Here is a 22,296-nt window from a genome sequence, read left to right as displayed (position 1 = left end):
TGGCAAATCCTAGTAGCGTGGCGCCTATGGTCAGCCAGTACGAGCCCGTCGTGACCGGGGACGCGGTGGTCCTGGACGTCCAGATCGCGCAGCTTCCGGTGCGCGCGCTGTCGGCGATGATCGACATCACCGTCGTGTTCATCGGGTACATCATCGGCGTCCTGCTGTGGGCGGCCACGCTGCTCGACTTCGATCCGGCCTTGTCCGGTGCCGTGCTGATTCTCTTCACGGTGCTCACCGTGGTGGGATATCCCGCCGTGTTCGAAGCGGCGACGCGAGGCCGATCCCTGGGCAAGATGGCGCTCGGGCTGCGGGTCGTATCCGACGACGGTGGGCCGGAGCGGTTCCGGCAGGCATTGTTTCGCGCGCTCGCCGGTGTGGTCGAGATCTGGACGTTCGCGGGCGGCCCCGCGGTCATCTGCAGCCTGCTCTCGTCCAGGGGCCAGCGCATCGGAGACATCTTCGCCGGCACCGTGGTGATCAGCGAGCGCGCACCGAAACTCACCCCGCCACCACCCATGCCGCCACAGCTTGCATGGTGGGCACCGTCGCTGCAGCTGTCCGGGCTACGCTCCGAGCAGGCCGAGCTGGCCCGCCAATTCCTTTCCCGGGCTTCGCAGTTGGACCCTGCGATGCGTGATCAGATGGCCCACCGGATCACCAGCGATGTGGTGGCCCAGATTTCGCCGCCTCCACCGCCGGGCACTCCGCCGCAACTCGTTCTCGCCGCGGTGCTCGCCGAGCGGCACCGGCGAGAGTTGGCGCGGCTACAGGCAGCGGCGCCGGGACCGTCACCGCGGTGGCCGGCCCAGCCCCTGCATCACCAGCAACAGCAACAGCAACAGCCGGCTTATCAGCAGCCAGTCGTGTCACCGCCACCCGACACCGGATTCACGCCGCCCAGCTAACATGTGTTCCCAGTCGACCGGGGGGACGTCGTGCACAGGAACGTCGGAATTGTGGCCGGTGTGCTTGTTCTGGTCATGACCGCCTGCGCAGGTGAATCCGGTGAGCCGGCCCCCGGACCGCCGCCGAAGGTCACCGCGACGTTCCACCTCGGTTCCGGTCGGATGCCCGACGTCGCAACGGACTCGTCAACACACCGGGCGTATGTGACCAGCAGTGGTGACGATTCGCTCTACGTCGTCGACGCCAAAGCACGCATCGGCGCGATCAAGGTGGGCAAGGCCCCCGGATTCGTTGCCGTTGACCCGACCACGCAGAGTGCATACGTCACCATCGGAAACTCGGTGTCCGTCGTCGACATCGAATCAGGTGCCATCACGGGGGTGATCGAGGTCGGTCAGGTGCCGGGCGGCATCGAAGTGGATTCCGCCACGGGCACGGTGTTCGTCGCCAATCTGCTGGACGACACGGTCTCGGTCATCGATGCCAAATCCCGCAAGGTCACCGCGACGATCGAGGTCGGCACCTCGCCGGACAAGATGGGCGTGGATCCCGCGAGCCGACTCCTCTATGTGGCCAACAGCGGAAACGCGACGGTCTCGGTCGTCGATCCTGTGAAGTCGGCGGTGATCGCCACCATCTCGGTGGGCCGCAGCCCGCGCGATGTGGCGATCGATTCGGCCAGGCATACCGCTTTCGTCCCGAATGCGGGTGAGGACTCGGTGTCGGTACTCGATCTCGAGAAGCGAACCGTGGTCCAGACGATGAAGGTGGGTGGTCAGCCGACCGCGGCCACGGTCGATTCCGGCGCCGTCTTCGTCACCAATTCCGGCAGTTCCTCCGTGTCGGTGATCGATGCCGAGAAACGGACGGTTACCCATACCGTCGGGGTGGGCGCCGGACCGCGGACCGTCGCGGTGGATCCGTCCACGCACACCGCCTGGGTGGTCAATTACAAGGCCAATTCGATCTCGGTCATCGGGCGCTGAACGCCTCAGCGATATCGCAGTCCCACCAGCATCAGTGCCGCGCCGATGAAACTGGTGGCCGAGCGGGCGTGGTTCCACGCCGTCCACGTGGACACGAAGGCGTGCCACTCGCGGGCTGCATCGGCCGCCGACAGCCTGAGGGGGTCGACGGCGTCGAGGTGATCGTTGAGCGGCACGTTGAAGGCCATCGTGATGATGGCGCCGAGGACCGCGAAGATCGCACCCGCCAGCACCCACCAATTGCCCGGCTGCCGAAGATGAAGTGCGGCAAGGACGCCGACCACCAGGGCGAGAATGGTCGCACCGAAGAACGGCAGCAGGAACGCGGGGCTGGCGTTGGCCTGTGCGTTGATGCCACGCATCGCCGTGATGGCCCCGCCGGGACCGGTCCGGGCCAGGCCGCTCATCACCATGGTCGAGAAGACGTACATCATTCCGCCCGCCGCGGCGGACAGCAGCGCGGCGATCGATGTCAGGACCACAAATGGGCTCGTGTTCATGACTCGAAGTCAACCGGGGAGCAGTGCGCCGAGCCATCGTTTCTCGTCCCGACTGCATACGCGAGCGTCTACGCCTGACCGACCCCGCGGTAGAGCTTGACCGATATCGCGGCCAGCCAACCCCATACCAGGACGACCGCGGCGGTGAACACCAAAATCGATGCGGTGCCGCCGGACCTGGACGACAAGGCGAGGAAGCTGCCCGCGAACACCACGCCCGTGATGCGCGAGAACCAGGCCCACCCGCGCTCCGCCCCGCGCGCGAACCGGGCGCCCAGCACGAAGCAGGCCGCGGCCAGGCAGGCGAAGCCGACACCGGCGACCGCGAAATGGACCAGGCCGTGCCAACTGACCTCACCCATGCCCGCCGGGGTGCCCGGCGGAAAGCCATCCGACGGATCTGCGCGGAAGATGCCTGCCACCATCAACGCGGCGCCATAGGCGCCGAGCAGACCCGATGCCCCCGCCGAGCGCCGGCCCGAGCCCATGGCGCGGCGAACCCCCACCGCCGCCGCAATCGTCATGGCCCCGGTGACCAAGAACGTCACGACCTGGATCCAGCCGAGGTCCCCGTTGGCCAGCTGGCTGGCGGCATGCCGGCTGGGAAGCGGCTGACCATCCTGTCCGCGGGACGGGAACTCTTCCTCGGCAACGGCTACCAGGGCACCAGCGTCGACCAGATCGCCACGTCGGCAGAGGTCTCCAAGCAGACGGTGTACAAACACTTCGGCGACAAGCAGGAACTGCTGCTGGCCATCGTGAACGAGGCACTGGACAGCACGGTGACGCCGTTTCTCTCGCGGGTCGAGACGCTCGGGGAGACCACCGACCTGGAATCCGATCTGACGCGGCTGGCCGGTGACTACCTGCGTGCCGTCGTGCAGGAGCCGGTGGTGCAGCTGCGCAGGCTGGTGGTCGGTGAGGCCAACCGGCTGCCGGAACTCGCCCGGTTGTACTACGAGCAGGCGCCGACGCGGACGCTCGCCGCCTTCGCGGATTGCTTCGCGCGACTACACGACCGGGGCCTGCTCCATGTCCCCGAACCAGGCATTGCCGCCGAGCATTTCGCGTTCCTCGTCATCGGCCGGTGCATCGACGCGGCCCTGTTCTGTGGTGGACCGGCGGTCGAGTCCAGCATCGACGTGGACCACCACGTGGCGGGCCGCGATCCGGGTGTTTCTGGCGGGATATCGATAAGCTCCCGTCGATGGACGCCGTGGTCGGACTGCTCGACGGTGTGCGGGCGCGGGGCGCATTCGTACTGCGGATGATGATGGACCCGCCGTGGTCGATGAGCATCCGGGACGACGCGCCGCTGACGCTGATCTGCCAGACGCACGGCAGCGCCGCGATCGTCGGCGCGAGCTCGGGACCGGTGTGGCTGCGGCCCGGTGACGTCGCGGTGACCCGCGGCATCGAGCATTACCTCTACGCAGACGACCCCTCCACCATTCCCATGGTCGTCATCCATCCCGGCCAGCGCTGCACGACACTGGGCGGGCAGGATCTGCGATTCGAGATGTCGATCGGCGTACGCACCTGGGGTAACAGTGCATCGGGTGCCACCCGGTCGGTGATCTGTGCCTACGAAGGCCGCAGCGAGGTGAGCGCCAGACTGCTCGACGCACTGCCCACCGTGCTGGTGCTGCGGGCCGACGAGTGGGACACCCCGCTGGTGGCCCTGCTGGCAGCGGAGGCGGCTCATGACGGGCCCGGCCAGGAGGCCTACCTCGACCGCCTGCTGGATCTCCTGCTGATCGCGGTGTTACGCACCTGGTTCGACCGCGACGAGAATGCGCCGACGTGGTGGCAGGCCGAGCGCGACACCGTGGTGGGCCCTGCGCTGAAGCTCATCTACAACCATCCCGCATACCCCTGGACGGTCGCGAATCTGGCTGCAGCGGTGGGATCTTCACGCGCCGTATTCGCCCGCAGGTTCACCGAGCAGGTGGGTGAACCGCCGATCGCGTTTCTCACCGGCTGGCGGCTCGCGTTGGCCGCGGACCTGTTGCGGTCGAGCCAGGCCACCATCGCCGCAGTCGCCCGTCAGGTCGGCTACAGCACACCGTTCGCACTGAGCAGCGCATTCAAACGCGCCTACGGGGTCAGCCCGAACTCGCACCGCGCAGCCGCCTATCCGGCGGCAGTCTCGGACTCGTCGGCGCTCTGACGACGCGACGCCATCACGCCGGCGATGGACGTGGTGCCGATTGTGACCAATGCGCCGAGCATCAGCGCCGAGGGTTCACCGGGCGCCAGCAGATGTTGTTCGGTGCCCAGGGTCGCTGCGGCCACCGGCACACCCAGTTGCGCGGCCGACAGCACCGCGAGCGTCAGCGGTTGGCTGAAGAGCCGGCCCACGCAGTGGGCCAGGACCGCACCGACGCCGAGGCCCAGGCCGAGCAGGATCAGCAGCGGATGCGCAGCGAGTTCACGCACCTGCAACGATGCGCCCAGCCAGACGAAGAACAACGGTGCGAAGAAACCCTCCGTGATGCCGAAGAGTTGACGGGCAAGCCGCCGGGGTTCGCCGATTGCCGATATCACCAGGCCGAGCGCGAAGCCCGCCAACATGATCGACACGTGCGTGGTGACGGCAAGCGCGCACAACCCGAACAGCATGATCAGGCTCAGTCGTAGTTCGAGGGCGAACCGGCGCTTCTCCGAGTAACGGTGCACACGCTTGCGCCGGCCGCGCCGGCCTGCGCGGCGCAGCACGAGGTAGAGCACCAGCGCGCCGCTTGCAATGGCCACCGCGCCCAGGGCGGCCCGCGGCGCCTGCTGCGGGTTGATCACCAAGGGCAGCAACACAATCGATGCCGCGTCGGCGATGGCAATCTGGGTGGTGACCGACAACACCGGCGGTCCGCTGAGTCGCAGTGAGTCGATCACCGGCAGCGCCAGTGCCGCCGACGACGAGGCCATCAGGACGGCGTACAGCGCGGCATGCCCGGTGCCGAACACGTCCGCGAGCCCCGCACCCAGAACGGCCGCCGCCGCCCCCACCGCCACCGCACGCAGCGCCGCCTTCGGGATGGCCGTTCGCAGGGTCTTGTCCCGCACCGGCACACCGGTGCCGACGACGAACATCACCAGCGCGAAGCCGATGTCGGCGAGCAGCGTGAAGGTGGGATCGGCGTGGTCGACGATGCCGAATCCGGTGCGGCCGACGATCACCCCGGCGACCAGCTCGCCGATGACGATCGGTACCCGGAACCGCGGCAACGAGGCCAGCAGCGGTCCGGCCAGCCCGATGACGGCGAGCAGCGCCAGCGTGTCGAATCCGAACATCTCGATGCTCTTGGTCAGGTCTGCCAGGAGGCCAGACGGCAAGGGATGGCCGTGTTCTCGTCGGTCAAATAGCTGGCACACACCCGGTGGTAGCCGTCGGCGATCTCCAGTTTCACCGTCTTGAAAACGTCACCACGCAGCAACAGGATCGGTGACAGCGTCTTGCCGGTGCTGATCTTGCCCAGATCCGCCCTCACACTCCGGTAGACCGGTTGGGCCGTCCGCAACGCGGCGAGCGTCTTCTCGACGTCCGGGGGCTCGGCGACCATGCTCAGGTAGTCCCCGGCAGCGCCGTAGTCGTGGTCCTCGGGTTGGTCCAGCCAGTTGACCGCCATGGCTGGTCACGTTACCCATGCGCGCCCCGCCCGTCTTGTTTCCGCGGGAGCCATCCGGGACGCATTGCCGCAGTTGCTTTCTGGCGGCCCACCACCGAGAAGGTGGCGGGCCGAATCGTTGTGACACCGATCAAGCAGATATCCAGTTTCCGTGGAACCCATACGGCACACGGTGCGGCAGCTTGATTCTGGCGACCGGCGGTGCGGCGAAGTCCGAGGCATCGAGAATGACCAAGTCGCTGCCGTCTCGCGCCGGGTCGTAGACGTAAGCGATGTACCAGCCGCTGCTCTCATCGGCGGGTCCGGACGTGGACGGGACGAACACCGCCTCACCGGGACCCCCGGGCGATTCCGCGGTGCCGAAGGCGTGTTCGACCGCTGCGCCGGAATTCAGGTCGTAGCGGACCAATCGGCCGTCGCCGACCGACACGACGTATCGGGCCGGCAGGCTGGTCAGCCGATCATCGATACGCGGAAACTCCACCGCGCGGTCGTCCACCTGACGTTCGGCGACACGGCCGGACGCCAGGTCGATGGTCCAGCTCCACAGCACCCCGTCGGTCTCGAACCCGCCCGTGCCCCGCCACAGTTCCGGATAGCGAACCGCCTGCAACACAATGGAATTGCCGTCAGAAGAGATGCGGTCATAGGCATTGGCGACATGGAAGACGTAGCACGGCTCGATGTCGAACCACCGCACCGCACCGTACGGATCGTCGCGGCGCAGCACACCGAGCCGGGCGCCGTAATTGTCATCCCACCGGTAAGGCATATCGCCGTCGCCCTTGATGTCGAGGTTGAACACGATCGGCAAGTCCATGAACACGACGTGCGCGGCGGTCAGCGCGAAGTCGTGCATCATCGTCAGGGCAGGGACATCGAGCGGCCGGTTGATCGTCAGCTCGCCGTCGGCGTCGGCCCGGTGGTAGGTGACATGCGGCGTAAAGAGGTTGCCGTAACCGAAGAAGTGCATTTCGCCGGTGGTCGGGCAGATCTTGGGGTGCGCGGTCATCGAATCGACCAGCTTGCCCCCGAAGTCGTAGGCACCCAGCGTCTGCAGATCATTGGAGATCTCGTACGGCAGCGACGACTCGACCAGCGCCAGGGTTTTACCTGCGTGGTTGACGACGTGCGTGTTCGCGCGGCTGGCCCGCAGGTTCCGGGTGCCGTCGGCGTTGTAGAGCGGGAAGTCATCGTCGAAGCTGTCCGTGCGCACCCACCGGTTGCGGTACCACGCCGCCCGGCCATCCTCGATCCGGACGCCGTGGATCATGCCGTCGCCGATGAACCAGTGCGCGGTCGCCTGTCTGGGGTTGGGCCCGTTGCGCAGGTACCAGCCGTCGAGCTCGGCGGGGATGGCGCCCTCCACGGGCAGGTCGAACTCCGTGAGTTCGTCGGCGACGGGAGCGTAGTTGCCCTGCTGAAAGAACTCGCCGGTGCCGAACAGGGCGGAGGTGTCGGACGTGTCCGCGGTCGTGTGGGTCATTGATCGTTCTCCTCGTCGTGACATTCCTAATCTGACATGTCGTCTATGACATGTCAATAGTGGAGCTACCATCGACGCGTGAGTCTGCGAATTGCGGCGTTGGGCCTGCTGGCCCAGCAGCCCGGCAGTGGTTACGACCTGCTCAGGCACTTCGAGAAATCGATGGCCAACGTCTGGCCGGCCACCCAGAGTCAGCTCTACGGCGAGCTCAACAAGCTCGCGGAGGCCGGCCTGATCGAGGTGTCCGACATCGGCCCCCGCGGCCGCAAGGAGTATCGGATCACCGACGCCGGACGGGCCGAACTGCGCCGCTGGATCGCAAATGCCGACGACGACCCGCCGTTCCGCAGCGCCGGACTGCTGCGCGTCTTCCTGCTCGGCGAGATCACCCGCGACCAGGCCCGCCGGCATGTCGTCGCGATGGCCCACGAGGCGGAAGACGAGGTCAAACGGCTGGAGGAGTTGCGCGACTCCATCGACTGGAAGGACGGGGACGGCGCCTTTTTCGGTCGTGCCGCGCTGGAGTACGGCCTGCGAAAGGGCGCAATGGAGGCCGACTGGGCGAACTGGCTGGTGAAGAAGATCGATAAACGCCACGACAAGTAGCGTTGCATCGCGATAGCTTCCGATATATCGTAAACATATCGGAGCGCATTCGGCGTCTCGTCTCAAACGCAAGGAACACCCATGACCAACCCATTCACACCCCCGGGCCCATTCACACCCCCGGGCGGCTTCGGCTTGGGCTCCGCCGACCCGCAAAGCCGGTGGGCCGGCAGCCTCGAACATCGCGAGCTGCATCGGCAGCGGCGCCAGGCTCGTCGCGATTTCCGCGAACACCTACGCGACCAGTTCCGCGGGCACGATGCGGGCCCCGGCTTCCCGGGCCCCAGTGGCTTCGGTTCCGGGCGCGGCGGATTCGAGTTCGGCTTCGACCCGCGCGCCGGCTTCGGCCCGGGCGGCCGCGGCCGCGGTCGCGGTGGACGCGGCCATCGCGGCAAGCGCGGCGATGTCCGCGCCGCCATCCTCACTCTGCTGGCCGAGCGCCCCATGCACGGCTACGAGATGATCCAGGAGATCGCCGAGCGCAGCGAGAACCTGTGGCGTCCCAGCCCCGGTTCGGTGTACCCGACACTGCAACTGCTCGTCGACGAAGGTCTCATCGCTGCCACCGAAAGTGAAGGCAGCAAGAAGCTTTTCGAGCTGACCGACGACGGCCGCACCGCCGCCGAGAAGATCGAGACCCCGCCGTGGGAGGAGATCACCGAAGGGGCCGAGCCTGGACACGTCAACCTGCGCAGCGCCGTCACCCAGTTGATGGGTGCGGTGGCACAGTCGGCGTACGCCGCGACGGAAGAGCAGCAGGAGCGCGTCATCGACATCGTCAACAACGCCCGCCGCGAAATCTACGGAATCCTAGGCGAGGAGTAGTCGACCCATCGATGTGGGAATAAGTCCGGCGGGAGTGGTGTACGCACTCACTATGCAAACCTTCCCGCTGGGCTCATTCCACGTCGGCCGCGTCGGTTTCGGCGCCATGCAACTGCCCGGGCCCGGTGTGTTCGGGCCACCCCGTGACCGTGATCAAGCCCTGGCCGTGCTCCGCCGCGCAATCGAGTTGGGTATCAACCACATCGACACCGCTCAGTTCTACGGGCCGGATGTCTCCAACGAACTCATCCGCGAGGCCCTGCACCCGTATCCGGCGGACTTGGCGCTGGTCACCAAGGTCGGCGGGCGCCGCGACGACAACGCGGCGTGGCTGCCCGCTCAGGATCCGGACGAACTGCGCGCCAGCCTGGAGGAGAACCTCCGCACTCTGGACACCGACCGGCTCGCCGCCGCCAACCTTCGGGTGTTCGACGAGGGCGGGGACGCCAACCAGCCCGCCCAGGTGAACCGCGAGCTGTTCGACCGCCAGCTGACCGCGATGATCAAGGCCCGCGACGAAGGGCTGATCGCCGGCATCGGCCTGAGCAGCATCGGACCGGAGCACCTGAGGATCGCATTGGACCGCACCGAGATCGTGTGCGTGCAGAACGCGTACAACCTCGTTGACCGGACCTCGCAACCCGTGATGGACGCGTGCCTCGAGCAGGGCATCGCGTTCGTCCCGTTCTTCCCCCTGGGCTCCGCGTTCGCCGCGGACAATCCGGTGCTGGGCCATCCCGCCGTTCACCGCGAGGCAGCACGCCTCGGCCGCACGCCCGCTCAGGTAGCCCTCGCCTGGACGCTGTCAGTGGCGCCGAACGTACTGCTCATTCCCGGCACGTCATCCGTACCCCATCTCGAGGAGAACACGGCGGTGGCGGACATCGAACTCGACGAGGACACCAAGCGGGAACTCGACGACGCGGCCGGTTAGTCGACGTCGACCCAGTCCAGCGTGCGCTGCACCGCCTTCTGCCAACCCTGGTAGCCGGCGGCGCGTTCGTCGTCGGACCAGTTCGGGCTCCAGCGCTTGCCCTCTTGCCAATTGGCGCGCAGGTCCTCGGGGTTCTCCCAAAAACCGACCGCGAGGCCGGCCGCGTATGCGGCGCCCAGCGCGGTGGTCTCGGCCACCACCGGCTTGACCACGTCGACGCCCAGCACGTCGGCCTGGATCTGCATGCACAGGTCGTTGGCCGTGATGCCGCCGTCGACCTTGAGCACCTCCAGGTGCACGCCCGAGTCGGCCTCCATCGCGTCGACGACATCGCGGCTCTGGTAACAGATGGCCTCGAGGGTGGCCCGCGCCAGATGCGCGTTGGTGTTGAACCGGGACAGCCCGACGATCGCGCCCCGCGCATCCGAACGCCAGTACGGCGCGAACAGACCGGAGAACGCGGGCACGAAATAGACGCCGCCGTTGTCGTCGACCTGGCGAGCCAGCGACTCGCTCTGCGCGGCACCGCTGATGATGCCCAGCTGATCGCGCAGCCACTGTACGGCCGAACCGGTCACCGCGATGGAACCCTCAAGCGCGTAAACGGGTTTCGAGTCGCCGAATTGGTAACACACCGTGGTCAGCAGTCCGTTCTCGGAGCGCACGATTTTCTCACCGGTGTTGAGCAGCAGGAAGTTGCCTGTGCCATAAGTATTTTTGGCTTCGCCCGAGCTCAGGCACACCTGGCCGACCATCGCGGCCTGCTGGTCGCCGAGGATGCCGGTCAGCGGCACCTCACCGGCGAGCGGCCCGTCGTCGCGGGTCGTACCGTAGGACTCGGGTACAGACGACGGTTTGATTTCGGGAAGCATCTGCCGGGGAATGTCGAAGAACGACAACAACTCGTCGTCCCACTCCAGCGTTTCCAGGTCCATCAGCATCGTGCGGCTGGCGTTGGTGACGTCGGTGACGTGCACGCCGCCGCGCGGACCGCCGGTGAGGTTCCACAACACCCAGCTGTCGGGGGTGCCGAAGATCGCGTCACCGTTCTCGGCGTCGCGCCGGGCCCCGTCGACGTTCTCCAGGATCCACTGCACCTTGCCCGCCGAGAAGTAGGTGGCGGGTGGTAGGCCTGCCTTTCGGCGGATGACGTCACCACGGCCGTCGCGATCCAGCGCCGAAGCGATTCGGTCGGTGCGGGTGTCCTGCCACACGATCGCGTTGTAATACGGCCTGCCGGTTTTGCGGTTCCACACCAGCGCGGTCTCGCGCTGATTGGTGATGCCCAGCGCGCCCAGGTCGGTTGCCGACAGGTTCGTCATGTTCAGCGCCGACCTGATCACCGATGCGGTGCGCTCCCAGATCTCGACCGGGTTGTGCTCCACCCGGCCCGCCTGCGGCAGGATCTGATCATGTTCGAGCTGATGACGCCCGACCTCGGCGCCGTCGTGGTCGAAGATCATGCAGCGGGTACTGGTGGTGCCCTGGTCGACGGAGGCGATGAACTCCCCAGTATCGGCCAACTCCTGCTCCCCTCGCCGGTAATGCAATCGTCCATCATGGACTACATGGGTTCCCCGACGGCCGACATTGCCCGCATGCCGCGCGGCGGCCCGCGCGCCTCCTGCGTGGACCGACTGCTGGAGACCGACAGGCTGGAGTACCTGGATCGCGACGATGTGGACGATGACGTCAAGCGAAGCGTGATCCGCGGGCTGGAATGGACCGGCGAGTTCTTCGGCAACACCGACAGGTTCGCGCGCATCGTGCTCGAGGAGGTGGCCGACGTACCCGACCCGCGGATCCTCGAACTCGGGTCCGGTCACGGTGGGCTGTCACGCAAACTCCTCGAGTGGCATCCGACTGCCGAACTGACAGTCACCGACGTCGAGCCCGCATCGGTGGCGGCGATCCGGGCCGGTGAGCTCGGCGCGCACCCGCGGGCGGTCATTCGGGAAATGGACGCCACGGCCATCGACGTGGCCGACGGGCACTTCGACGTGGCGGTGTTCGCTCTCTCCTTCCACCACCTGCCGCTGGCGCTCGCCTGCCGTGCCTTCGCCGAAGGCACCCGGGCGGCCGACAAACTGGTGATCATCGACCTGCCCCGGCCGCCGTCACCGGTGCACATCCTGCGGCTCGCGGTGATGCTGCCGTTCGCTCCGGTGATTCCGTTGTTGCACGACGGCCTGATCAGCTCGCTGCGCACCTACAGCCCGTCTGCGCTGCGCGCGCTCGCCGCCCATGCCGATTCCGCGATCGAGGTGGAATTGCGGGGCGGACTGATTAATCCGCAGGTCGTGGTGGCCAGCCGCCGATAGGCTCGTCGTCGTGGGCGAAGAGGTGAAGCAGACCGACTTCAGTCGCGCGCACCGCCGCGAGTACCGGCGCAAGGTGCAACTGTGCCTGGATGTCTTCGAAACCATGCTCGCCCAGTCCAGTTTCGAGTTCGAGCGGCCATTGACTGGTATGGAAATCGAGTGCAACCTCGTCGACTCCGACTACCAGCCGGCGATGAGTAACCAGGCGGTGCTCGAGGCGATCGCCGACCCGGCCTACCAGACTGAATTGGGCGCCTTCAACATCGAATTCAACGTTCCGCCAAGGCGATTGCCCGGCCGTGCGGCACTCGAGCTGGAAGCCGAGGTCCGCGCCAGCCTCAACGCGGCCGAGGCCAAGGCGAACGGTCACGATGCGCACATAGTGATGGTCGGCGTCCTGCCCACCCTGATGCCCGACCACCTCTCTGGTCGGTGGATGAGCGATTCGACCCGCTATCAGGCGCTCAACGATTCCATCTTCACCGCCCGCGGCGAGGACATCCTGATCGACATCACCGGACCGGAACGGCTCAGTCTGCAGGCCGCGTCCATAGCACCGGAGTCGGCGTGCACCAGCATGCAGTTGCACCTGCAGGTCTCCCCCGCTGACTTCGCGCACAACTGGAACGCCGCGCAGGTGCTCGCCGGACCCCAGCTGGCACTCGGGGCGAACTCGCCGTATTTCTTCGGCCACCAACTCTGGTCGGAGACCCGCATCGAACTGTTCACCCAGGCCACCGACACGCGCCCGGACGAACTGAAGACCCAGGGCGTGCGCCCGCGGGTCTGGTTCGGCGAAAATTGGATCACGTCGATCTTCGACCTGTTCGAGGAGAACGTCCGGTACTTCCCGTCGCTGCTGCCCGAACTCTCGGACGAGGATCCGGTCGCTGAGTTGGCGGCCGGGCGCACCCCGCGACTGGCCGAGCTTCGGCTGCACAACGGCACCATCTACCGATGGAACCGGCCGGTCTACGATGTGGTGGAACAGGATGGAGTCGCCCGCCCGCACCTCCGGGTGGAGAACCGGGTGCTGCCCGCAGGTCCTACCGTGGTCGACATGATGGCCAATGCGGCGTTTTACTACGGCATGCTGCGGACACTGTCCGAGGAGGACCGGCCGTTGTGGACGAAAATGAGTTTCGCTGCGGCTCACCATAATTTCCTCGAGGCCGCACAGCACGGAATGGAGGCCCGGCTCTACTGGCCAGGTCTTGGTGAGGTGACACCCGACGAGCTGGTGCTGCGACAGCTGTTGCCGATGGCCGACGCCGGTCTGCGGCGCTGGGAGGTGGCCGCTGAGGTCCGCGACCGGTATCTGGGCGTGATCGAGGGGCGGGCGAAGACCGGCCACAACGGCGCCACGTGGCAGGTGGCCACCGTCCGGGCGCTGCAGGAACGCGGGTTGGCCCGGCCTGCCGCACTGGCCGAGATGCTGAGGCTGTACTGCCAGCGAATGCACAGTAACGAGCCCGTGCACACGTGGGACACAACGGTTTAAGGCATGCGTGATGCGACTCAGCGGCTAAGACCCGGCGAACACGTTTGCAGGAGTGGCGTCTCAAAGGGCATGGCTGCTGAACTACTCGACGCGGATGGCGCGTACCGGCAGAAAGGCCCGTTCATCGGGCCGCCCTCGTGGAATTTCGGTATGCCGTAACCGGAGTTCGTCGATCTGTCGTTGGCGCTGGCCGCAAGGGGCCACACGGTGGTGCGTGTCGACATGAGTCCGACGGCACTCGCCGCGGCCACCGCGATGGCGCGGGAGTGCGGGCCGACCACGGCCACGTTCGTGCACGCCGACATCACGACGCCGAGTGGATACGGCGCCCGCTTCCCAAAGATCAAGGACAGCACGCTGTTTCATTCACTGCCCCTTGCGGATCGCCACAATTACCTACGGGCGATGGTCCACGCCGCCGGGAATTGTCGCGCCAATGAACCTCCGGCAGGCCATCCACGCGATTCGAAACTCGCCGCCATCGAAAGGACGCTGCGTCACACCTGTGCCGTGGCCGTGCACAACTCCGCCTCGAATGTCTCGAGGTCATCCGCGGTGCTGTCGACGTGTGGCGATACGCGCAGCACGGGCCCGGCCATCTCGAACGGCGCCCGCAGTACCGGGGCGGACGTGGTGACGATCGAGCGCTCCGCGATCAGCCACGCCCGCACTCTCTGCGGGTCGGCGCCGTCGACCGGGGCGAGCGTGGTGATTGCGGTTGGCTCGTCGAGTGGCTCGACCACCCGCCAGCCCTTGACGCCGGCCAGCACGGTGCGGGTCAGCCGCCCGAGTTCGGCGAGCCGGGCGCGAATCGCCGCGGGCCCCGCCGCCAGATGTTCACCCAGGGCCAGCGAATAGCCGATCCGCGCCGCAACGTTCGCTTCGCCCTCCTCGAGCCGTTCCAGCACCGACAGGCCCAGGTCCCAGTCCGGTGGCGGGACCCGCGGCCGAAGCCGTTGGGCGAGCTGGGGCCGGATCGCGAGGAAACCGACGCCGCGCGGACCGGCCATCCACTTGCGCGACGAGCTGTAGATCGCCGAAGCACCCACCGCACAATCGAGGTGCCCGAACGCCTGCGCGGCGTCGACCACCAAGGGCAGGCCGAGGTTGCGGCAGACGTCGGCCAGCGCGGCCAGCGGCTGGGCGACGCCGCGGTGGCTGGCGAGCGCGGTGAGGTGCACCAGCGCCGGCGGCTCTGCGGCCAGTTGCCGTTCGGCGTCGTCCACCACGATCCGGCCGTCTCCGTCGACCGGCAGCGCCGTGATCTGGAACCCGTTGCCCGCCATGATCGCCAGATTGGGGCCGTATTCGCCTGGTAGGCAGGCCAGCGTGCGCTCACCGGCCCAGCTGTCGAGAACCAGGTCCAGCGCATTGCCGGAACCGGTGGTGAATACGACGTCCACGCCGCTCAGTCCGGTCAGCGCACCGATGGCCGCCCGCCCGGCCGAAAGCGCGGGCGCCGCGGCGTCCTCCGCGACATATCCGCCGACCTCGGCTTCATGGCGGGCATGCTGGGCCACCGCATCGATCACTGCGAAGCTCTGGCGGGAACAGGCGGCGTTGTCCAGGTGAAGGCCGGCGACCGTGGGCCGGGCTTCCCGCCACTGCAGTGCGAGCGAGTCGGTTCGGGTCATTTGACCGAGAGCGACAGCCCGAAGTCCCCGGCCGCATCTGTCCACCAGTGCGTGCGTCGAAGCCCGACATCAGCCAGTTCGGCGACCACCCGGTCGGGCCGGAACTTGCTGGACACTTCGGTGAGCATTTCCTCGCCCTCGGCGAAGTCGACGGTCAGGGCCAGCGCGGCGATGCGAACCCGCTGTGCGGCCGACGAGCGCAACCACATCTCGATGCGCTCGTCGGCGGCGTTCCAGCGCGCCACGTGCTCGAAAGCGTCGAGATCGAAGTCGGCGTCGAGTTCACGGTTGACCACGGCGAGCACATTGCGGTTGAACCGGGCAGTCACGCCCGCGCTGTCGTCGTAGGCGCGCACCAGCCTGCCGGTGTCCTTCACCAGATCGGTGCCCAACAACAGGGCATCACCGGGCTGCAACGTCTCCGACAGCGCGGACAGGAACTCCGCGCGCGGACCCGGCGTCAGGTTGCCGATGGTGGAGCCGAGGAACGCGACCAATCTGCGTCCGACCCGGGGAATCTTTCCGAGGTGTTCCTCGAAGTCACCGCATACGGCGTCGATCTCGATGCCCGGATACTCCTTTTCGATCGCCGAACCGGCGGCATCCAGGACACCGGCGTCCACGTCGAACGGGATGAACCGGCGCAGGGACCCGCTGTCGCGCAACGCGTCCAGCAGCATCCGTGTTTTCTCGGAGGTGCCGCTACCCAGCTCCACCAGAGTGTCGGCACCCGATGCGGCCGCAATCTCCCCCGAGCGGGCGCGCAGGATCTCCGCCTCGGTCCGGGTCGGATAATATTCGGGTAGCCGGGTGATCTGGTCGAAGAGGTCGCTGCCCACCGAGTCGTAGAACCATTTGGGCGGCAACGTCTTCGGCGTCTGAGTCAGCCCGTCATGCACGTCGCGGCGCAGCGCCTGCGCGGCCGAGTCGGCGGCAAGGTAGTTGGACAGCGAAAAGGTCATGACGATCCTTTCAGGGGGGTCAGTACCAGTCGGGTGCCCACGACGTCGATGAGATGCCGATCGGGGATCTCCTGCCAGCCGGGGTCGTCGTCGTAGGGCTCACTGGCCAGCACCACCCCGTCGTCGCGGCGCAACGCCGACAGCGTGTCACCCCACGTGGTGGCGAGCAATCGAGACCCATTGGCTGCCAATATATTCAGCCGCGCATTCGGGTCGGCCGCGGCGACCTCGACAATGGTGGCACCGAGTGCGTCCAGACCGCGGTCGAAGATCAGCGCCGCCAGCAATGCGCTGTCGTTCGTGGCTTCTGCCTTCGCCGAGGCCGGCAGCACCGCGCGGTCCACCAGCCCGTTGTGGGACAGCAGCCACCGCCCGTCGGTGAACGGCGCGGATGCCGTCGCTTCGATCGGCATTCCGACGCTCGCCGACCGGACTGCGGCGACCATACAGCCGCTGCGCAGTGCGGGCGCGATCGACGAAAACGACGCGTCACCCCACAGCGGCGAGGCGCTGCGCCACCGGCGTGCGACACCGTCGTCGTAAAAGCCGACGCCCCACCCATCGGCGTTCATCAGCCCGTGCTTCTGCCGTCGCGGCGCATACGACTGCACCAACAGCGCGTTGGGCGGGTCGAGCACCAGCGACGCAATCGAGCAGGGTTCACCCAACCAGCCGAGGTGCCGGCACATCAGGCGTCCCAGGCCAGCCGGAGTCCGGCGAAGATCTGCCGGCGAATGGGATGGTCCCAGTTTCGGAAGCTGGGCCGCACGATGCCCGGCGCGACCGCCCACGATCCACCGCGGAGCACCTTGTAGTCGCCAGCACCGGAACCTTCGAAGAAGGGTTGCGAATAGCGCTCGTAGATCATCGGCGTGAAGCCGGGCCACGGCCGCAGCGGTGAGGAGGTCCACTCCCAGACGTCGCCCAGCATCTGCTCGGCCCCGTATGCCGATGCACCCGCCGGATAGGCACCGACCGGCGCCGGACGCAATGCTTCGCCGCCGAGGTTGGTCAGATGTTCGGTGGGTTCGGATGCGCCCCAAGGGAATCGACGCCGCGAATGGGTTTCGGGGTCCCATGCGCAGGCCTTCTCCCACTCCACCTCGCTCGGCAGGCGCGCGCCCGCCCACGACGCATAGGCCTCGGCCTCGAAATACGTGACGTGCTGGACCGGTTCATCGGCAGGAACGTCCTCGACATGACCGAAGCGGATGCGGGTGCCGTCGCGATTCCAATACTGCGGTGCGGTCAGGGCCGCCTGCTGACGGTGTGTCCAACCGCGATCCGACCACAGCGGCTGTCGGTCATAGCCGTCGTCGTCGATGAACTGGCGCCACTCGCCGTTGGTGACGGGCACCCGGCCGATGCGGAAGGACGGCACGTCCACGATGTGCGCGGGTCGCTCGTTGTCGAGGGAATACGGTTCGGTCACCGCGTCGACGCCGAGGACGAACTCACCGCCCGGCACCAACACCGACGTGCCTGCCAGTCCCGCCCGTCCCACCGGAAGCAGCGAACCCGTGCCGAGGAGCGGCGGCCCGGACCGCAGACTCAGCGCCTGCAGCATCGTCTCGTCGTGCTGGTTCTCGTGGCTGATCACCAGTCCGAAACGGAAACTCGCCTCGTCGTCGTCGACCACCGCATCGAGGGTGTCCAAGGCCTTCTCCCGCACCGTCGCGCAATACGCCCGGGCATTGGTCGGCGGCAGCAGGGGCAGATCCACGCGGCTGGCCCGTGAGTTCAGGAACGCGTCGTACAGACATTCGACGTCGGGCGGCAGCATTCCCGGCCGGTCCGGGTTGCCATCCCGCAGAAGCCACAGTTCTTCCTGCTGACCGATGTGGGCGAGGTCCCACACCAGGGGACTCATCAACGGGTCGTACTGCCGGTGCAGTTCGGCGTCGTCGAAGTCGACGAGTCGCAGCGTGCGTTCCCGTGCGCGAGTCAACTCGCGGGCCAGTGTTTCGCGTGACGTCACGTCTCTCCCCGGGCGAGTTGGCTGACCGCCGGCCCGATTCCGTACTTCACCACTCGATCGGAGAAGTCATCGGCGGGACAGCGGCCTAATTCGACCGAACGCACGAGGCACTCCATCGATTCCTGGAGTTCGGCCGGTGCACGTTCCGCGGCCGTCTGCACGCACACCTTCGCCGCGGAATGCAGGCGGCGGTCAGCGAGACCGAGCTGGGCGGCCCGGTCCCACATCGTGGCAACGGATTCGGTGGCCTCCGTGGCGATCGCGGCTGCGGCGGGATCGTCGAGCAGGGTGACGATGGTGAACACGACCGCCGGCCACATGGCGTCGGGCACGCTGTCCAGGTAGCGGATCTCCAGCCATCTGCGTGGGCGCACCGGCGGGAACAGCGTCGTGAGGTGATAGTCGAGGTCGGCCGGCGTCGGCCTGCGGTCGTCCAACAGCACCCTGCCGTCCGCCCAGTCGGCGAACGGCACCCATTGCGCGACCGGCACCGCCTCCGGGGTGTTGACCAGCATGACCGGCGCTTTCAGCGCATACCGCGCCCAGTCGCTGGCCGGGTCGTCGCCGTTCTCGCCCAGGACCGGACCGCAGCGGGCCGAGTCGAGTTGGCTCCACACCCGCTGACGGGCCGACTGCCATCCGGTGAACTGGCCGCCGAGCAGCGGTGAGTTGGCCGAGACCGCGATCATCATCGGGCCGAGGGCGTGTGCCAAGCGCACCCGCTCCGCCCATCCGCCGCGGGGCCCCGCGTCGACGTTGATCTGGACCGATGCCGTCGACGTCATCATCGCCGCGCCGGCCTCGCCGGTCTGGCTGGCCCGGAAGAACCGCTCCATCGCCCGGTAGCGGTCCCCAGGGTTGACCCGTTTCGCCGGCCGCAACGGGTCCGCGCCAAGCAACACAAGTCCCAGCCCGGCCTGCGCGAACGCCGAACGCAGCACCGCGCGATCGGCCGCCATGGCCGCGATGGCCGGGGCTGGGCCGTCCATCGGGGGCCCGGACAACTCGACGGCACCGCCCGGCTCCACCGTGATCGCGCTGCTGCCGGGCAGCACCGGGACACCGGCGATCAGCTCGCTGAGCTCGTCCCAGCCCGGCCGCCGCATCGGATCGGACAAGTCGTAGCAGTGGGCCTCGATCTCCAGCCCGACCAGGCCGACGGGGCTGTCGGACAGACAGTCGTCGCCGATGTAGGCGGCTGCGTCCTGGGCGCTGGTCAACTCATCGGACCGCGGCTCGGAGGGATGCGCGTCGTCCACCTTCGTTGTGATGGCGAAGGCCATACCAACCATCCCTTCCGGGTCCGGAACGAAGCCTTCACTCCATCTTCCAGAGCCCACCGACAAAGTCCCGCGATTTGCGCTTACGGGGCGATGACGGGTACCCGAATTACCTGCTCTACTGCCCGAGTGTGTTCTGCATCGCACCGGCCAGCACGTTGACCGCGGGGCCACCGTTGCCGGATTGACACACCTTCGCCTGCAGCAGCACGTTCTCCCGCTTGCGGGTGGTGGTGAAGCAGCGCCGATCGGTGTCGGCTTCCTGCTTCACCCAGTCCGCGTCGGTGGCGGTCGCGGGACCACCGGTGAAGGTCCACACCTGCGTGGTGAAGTTGTCCAGGTGCATGGCCGTCGTCCGGCCGCTGCATCCCGTTGTCCGGTCCACGACGCGGTGGAACGCCCGGTCCGCGGCGTCGTTGGTGGCGAAAACGCCGATCGCCTGCTTGACCAGATGGCTCGTGTCGTTGTCCGACACCTGGGCGACGGCACCGTTGAACGAGGCCAGGTCGGGATCGGCGTAGACCTCGGGCAGGCCGATGTCGGCCCAGTTGTTGCACGCCGGGTCGTCGACGTAATACGACTGGACCGGGTCGGTGAAGGTCGACTCGAACCGCATCGGCGCGCCGACGATGTTGCCCACCGAGCCCTTACCGAGCACGGCGTAGTTCACCACGCCCGGATCCGACGGCCGGGCCCAGGCGGGTGCCGCCGGGACCGCCAGCGACAGACCGAGGGCCATCGTCGCGGCGGCGGCACGCATGGGGTCAGACCTTCGCCGACAGCGTGACGTCGATGTTGCCGCGGGTGGCCTTCGAATAAGGGCAGACCCCGTGCGCCTTCTGCATCAGGTCGTCGGCGGCGCTCTGCTCGAGGCCGGGCAGGTAGCCGATCAGGTGGGCGTTGATCCCGAACCCGCCCTCGGAGTCCTTGCCGAACCCGACCTGCACGGTGACCCCGGACGCGTCGTCGAGGTCGATCTTCTCGTTACGCGCCACCAGCCGGACCGCCCCGAGGAAGCACGCGGCGTAGCCGGCCGAGAAGAGCTGCTCGGGATTGGTGCCCTCGCCGCTGCCCCCGGCCGCCTTCGGCGGGCGGGTGTCCAGGTCGATCCTGTCATCGGAGGACTTGACGTGACCGTCGCGGCCACCCCCGGTCGCGGTTGATTCTGCTGTGTAGACCACTTCGATGCTCATGGGACTTGATCATGCCAGCCCTGGAGCAGACGGCAAGGCGCCCCGGCCGGGCTGCAGCCGGGACGCCTGCGGTCAGCGAACTATCTGCCGGCCACTATTTCCCGTTGCCGTTCAGTTTGGCTCGCACACCTTCCTCGACCTTCTTGCCGAGGTCCGGGTCGACGTTCTTCCAGTACTCGAACACCCGTGACAGCACGGGCTCCCGCACTCCCTTGGAGACGTGACCGATGATGTTGTGCGCCAAGCGATCCCGCTGGTCATCGTCGAGAACCTCACGGACCAGCGTGCCCGCCTGACCCCAGTCGGAGTCCTCGGGACGCAGCGTGTAGGCCGACCGCACCATGTCGCCGTCGGAGGCCCAGTGCACCTCGGCCGCCCGCTTCGGGTCGGCTTCCGGGCCACCCATCGAATTCGGCGCGTACACCGGATCGGTCACGTTGCGGATCCGCATCGCGCCGTCCTTGGAGTAGCTGTGTACCTCGACCTTCGGGGAGTTGACCGGGATCTGCTTGTAGTTGACGCCGAGGCGGGCCCGATGGGCGTCGGAATAGGAGAACCCGCGGGCCAGCAACATCTTGTCGGGGGACAACCCGGTGCCGGGCACAATGTTGTTGGGCTCGAAGGACGCCTGCTCGATCTCCGCGTGGTAGTCGGTCACGTTGCGGTCGAGCGTGAGCCGCCCGACCTCGTGCAGCGGATAGTCGGCGTGCGGCCACACCTTGGTCAGGTCGAAGGGGTTGAACCGGTAGGTCTTGGCATCCTCGAACGGCATGATCTGCACGTGCAGCGTCCAGCTCGGGAAATTGCCGTCCTGGATCGAGGTGTACAGGTCGCGCTGGTGGTAGTCACCGTCCTCACCGGCGAGCCGATCGCCGTCTTCCTGGGTGAGGAACTCGACGCCCTGGTCCGTCTTGAAGTGGTACTTCACCCAGAACAGTTCGTCGCTGGCGTTCAGCCAGCTGTAGGTGTGGCTGGAATAGCCGTTCATGTGGCGCCACGTCTTCGGGATGCCGCGATCGCCCATCAGCCAGGTCACCTGGTGGGCCGACTCGGGCGACAGCGACCAGAAGTCCCATTGCATGTGGTGGTCGCGCAGATTGGTGGCCTGCATGCGCTTCTGACTGCGGATGAAGTTCTGAAACTTCAACGGGTCGCGGATGAAGAACACCGGGGTGTTGTTCCCGACCATGTCGAAGTTGCCCTCCGACGTGTAGAACTTCAGCGCGAACCCACGCGGGTCACGCCAGGTGTCTGGGCTGCCCCGCTCGCCGGCCACGGTGGAGAACCGGATCAGCGTCTCGGTCTTGGCGCCCGGTTGCAGGAAGGCCGCCCGGGTGAACCTGCTGACGTCCTGAGTCACCTCGAAATGGCCGAACGCGCCACCGCCCTTGGCGTGCGGCTGCCGCTCCGGAATTCGTTCGCGGTTGAAGTTCGCCATCTGCTCGATCAGGTAGTGGTCCTGAAGCAGGATCGGGCCATCGGGCCCGACGGTCAGCGAGTGCTCCACACTGGGGATCGGAGCGCCGCCATCCGTTGTGGCGAATTTTTCGGTCAT

23 protein-coding genes are annotated in these 22,296 nt (G+C 67.2%); 9 read left to right on the top strand and 14 right to left on the bottom strand.

The genetic code is table 11. From position 1 onward, the window contains the following. Window positions 1-26: 26 nt before the first annotated feature. On the top strand, window positions 27-908 hold the full coding sequence (locus tag ACVWWN_RS07975; protein WP_457143408.1) for an RDD family protein: 882 nt from the start codon (window positions 27-29) through the stop codon (window positions 906-908). 51 nt (window positions 909-959) lie between these two features. Beyond that, the gene (locus ACVWWN_RS07970; protein ID WP_457143407.1) at window positions 960-1,895 is read left to right on the top strand and encodes a YncE family protein; all 936 of its coding nucleotides are present in this window, start codon (window positions 960-962) and stop codon (window positions 1,893-1,895) included. 5 nt (window positions 1,896-1,900) lie between these two features. Here ACVWWN_RS07970 and ACVWWN_RS07965 read toward each other — a convergent pair whose 3' ends face one another. Beyond that, entirely contained in the window at window positions 1,901-2,395 is a 495-nt protein-coding gene (locus ACVWWN_RS07965) for an anthrone oxygenase family protein (protein WP_457143406.1), read from the bottom strand. A 68-nt stretch (window positions 2,396-2,463) separates the two neighbouring features. Further along, entirely contained in the window at window positions 2,464-2,943 is a 480-nt protein-coding gene (locus ACVWWN_RS07960) for a DUF998 domain-containing protein (protein WP_457143405.1), read from the bottom strand. A gap of 45 nt (window positions 2,944-2,988) precedes the next feature. On the opposite strand from ACVWWN_RS07960, the gene ACVWWN_RS07955 reads away from it, so the two are divergent. Further along, window positions 2,989-3,666, top strand: a complete 678-nt coding sequence (locus ACVWWN_RS07955; protein WP_457143404.1) for a TetR/AcrR family transcriptional regulator C-terminal domain-containing protein — start codon at window positions 2,989-2,991, stop codon at window positions 3,664-3,666. Next, entirely contained in the window at window positions 3,603-4,565 is a 963-nt protein-coding gene (locus ACVWWN_RS07950; protein ID WP_457143403.1) for an AraC family transcriptional regulator, read from the top strand. Before ACVWWN_RS07955 ends, ACVWWN_RS07950 begins: the two co-directional genes overlap by 64 nt. Here ACVWWN_RS07950 and ACVWWN_RS07945 read toward each other — a convergent pair. From ACVWWN_RS07945 to ACVWWN_RS07935, 3 genes are all read right to left on the bottom strand, one after another. Continuing rightward, window positions 4,529-5,686, bottom strand: coding sequence for a cation:proton antiporter (locus ACVWWN_RS07945; protein WP_457149045.1), 1,158 nt, complete (start codon window positions 5,684-5,686; stop codon window positions 4,529-4,531). The two genes, ACVWWN_RS07950 and ACVWWN_RS07945, sit on opposite strands and share 37 nt — an antisense overlap. Before the next feature lie 14 nt (window positions 5,687-5,700). Further along, window positions 5,701-6,021: a hypothetical protein gene (locus tag ACVWWN_RS07940; RefSeq protein ID WP_457143402.1), complete on the bottom strand. Its 321-nt coding sequence runs from the start codon at window positions 6,019-6,021 to the stop codon at window positions 5,701-5,703. A 130-nt stretch (window positions 6,022-6,151) separates the two neighbouring features. After that, window positions 6,152-7,507, bottom strand: coding sequence for a carotenoid oxygenase family protein (locus tag ACVWWN_RS07935; RefSeq protein WP_457143401.1), 1,356 nt, complete (start codon window positions 7,505-7,507; stop codon window positions 6,152-6,154). Between the two features lie 78 nt (window positions 7,508-7,585). On the opposite strand from ACVWWN_RS07935, the gene ACVWWN_RS07930 reads away from it, so the two are divergent. The 3 genes from ACVWWN_RS07930 (at window position 7,586) to ACVWWN_RS07920 (ending at window position 9,872) form a co-directional block, all read left to right on the top strand. Next, window positions 7,586-8,113, top strand: a complete 528-nt coding sequence (locus ACVWWN_RS07930) for a PadR family transcriptional regulator (RefSeq protein ID WP_457143400.1) — start codon at window positions 7,586-7,588, stop codon at window positions 8,111-8,113. An 81-nt stretch (window positions 8,114-8,194) separates the two neighbouring features. Next, window positions 8,195-8,938 (top strand): PadR family transcriptional regulator, encoded by a 744-nt coding sequence (locus ACVWWN_RS07925; RefSeq protein WP_457143399.1) that lies wholly within the window; start codon window positions 8,195-8,197, stop codon window positions 8,936-8,938. Window positions 8,939-8,990: 52 nt separating this feature from the next. Beyond that, window positions 8,991-9,872, top strand: coding sequence for an oxidoreductase (locus ACVWWN_RS07920; protein WP_457143398.1), 882 nt, complete (start codon window positions 8,991-8,993; stop codon window positions 9,870-9,872). Here the strand turns inward: ACVWWN_RS07920 and glpK are convergent. Beyond that, window positions 9,869-11,422, bottom strand: a complete 1,554-nt coding sequence (gene glpK / locus ACVWWN_RS07915; protein WP_457143397.1) for a glycerol kinase GlpK — start codon at window positions 11,420-11,422, stop codon at window positions 9,869-9,871. The genes ACVWWN_RS07920 and glpK overlap by 4 nt on opposite strands. Before the next feature lie 9 nt (window positions 11,423-11,431). Here glpK and ACVWWN_RS07910 point away from each other — a divergent pair, with 9 nt between their 5' ends. Further along, complete coding sequence (locus tag ACVWWN_RS07910; RefSeq protein ID WP_457149044.1) at window positions 11,432-12,193, top strand: class I SAM-dependent methyltransferase; 762 nt, start codon at window positions 11,432-11,434, stop codon at window positions 12,191-12,193. A gap of 10 nt (window positions 12,194-12,203) precedes the next feature. Continuing rightward, a complete protein-coding gene (locus ACVWWN_RS07905; protein WP_457143396.1) occupies window positions 12,204-13,694 on the top strand; it encodes a glutamate--cysteine ligase in 1,491 nt (496 codons plus the stop codon). A gap of 497 nt (window positions 13,695-14,191) precedes the next feature. On the opposite strand, the gene egtE is transcribed toward ACVWWN_RS07905, so the two are convergent. The 8 genes from egtE to ACVWWN_RS07865 all read right to left on the bottom strand — a co-directional run bounded on the left by egtE (window position 14,192) and on the right by ACVWWN_RS07865 (window position 22,296). Next, entirely contained in the window at window positions 14,192-15,328 is a 1,137-nt protein-coding gene (gene egtE / locus ACVWWN_RS07900) for an ergothioneine biosynthesis PLP-dependent enzyme EgtE (protein ID WP_457143395.1), read from the bottom strand. Further along, window positions 15,325-16,290, bottom strand: a complete 966-nt coding sequence (gene egtD, locus ACVWWN_RS07895) for an L-histidine N(alpha)-methyltransferase (protein ID WP_457143394.1) — start codon at window positions 16,288-16,290, stop codon at window positions 15,325-15,327. The genes egtE and egtD overlap by 4 nt, the downstream gene beginning before the upstream one ends. Then, window positions 16,287-16,979: an ergothioneine biosynthesis protein EgtC gene (gene egtC / locus ACVWWN_RS07890; RefSeq protein ID WP_457143393.1), complete on the bottom strand. Its 693-nt coding sequence runs from the start codon at window positions 16,977-16,979 to the stop codon at window positions 16,287-16,289. Before egtC ends, egtD begins: the two co-directional genes overlap by 4 nt. Then, the gene (egtB, locus tag ACVWWN_RS07885; RefSeq protein ID WP_457143392.1) at window positions 16,979-18,268 is read right to left on the bottom strand and encodes an ergothioneine biosynthesis protein EgtB; all 1,290 of its coding nucleotides are present in this window, start codon (window positions 18,266-18,268) and stop codon (window positions 16,979-16,981) included. The genes egtC and egtB overlap by 1 nt, the downstream gene beginning before the upstream one ends. Continuing rightward, the gene (egtA, locus tag ACVWWN_RS07880; protein WP_457143391.1) at window positions 18,265-19,551 is read right to left on the bottom strand and encodes an ergothioneine biosynthesis glutamate--cysteine ligase EgtA; all 1,287 of its coding nucleotides are present in this window, start codon (window positions 19,549-19,551) and stop codon (window positions 18,265-18,267) included. Before egtA ends, egtB begins: the two co-directional genes overlap by 4 nt. Before the next feature lie 115 nt (window positions 19,552-19,666). Next, window positions 19,667-20,308, bottom strand: coding sequence for a sensor domain-containing protein (locus ACVWWN_RS07875; protein ID WP_457143390.1), 642 nt, complete (start codon window positions 20,306-20,308; stop codon window positions 19,667-19,669). A 4-nt stretch (window positions 20,309-20,312) separates the two neighbouring features. Continuing rightward, window positions 20,313-20,741 (bottom strand): organic hydroperoxide resistance protein, encoded by a 429-nt coding sequence (locus ACVWWN_RS07870; RefSeq protein WP_457143389.1) that lies wholly within the window; start codon window positions 20,739-20,741, stop codon window positions 20,313-20,315. Between the two features lie 94 nt (window positions 20,742-20,835). Further along, window positions 20,836-22,296: a catalase gene (locus tag ACVWWN_RS07865; protein WP_457143388.1), complete on the bottom strand. Its 1,461-nt coding sequence runs from the start codon at window positions 22,294-22,296 to the stop codon at window positions 20,836-20,838.

This window comes from Mycobacterium sp. URHB0021, from assembly GCF_054057895.1.
This window is presented reverse-complemented; position numbering and strand designations above follow the sequence as displayed.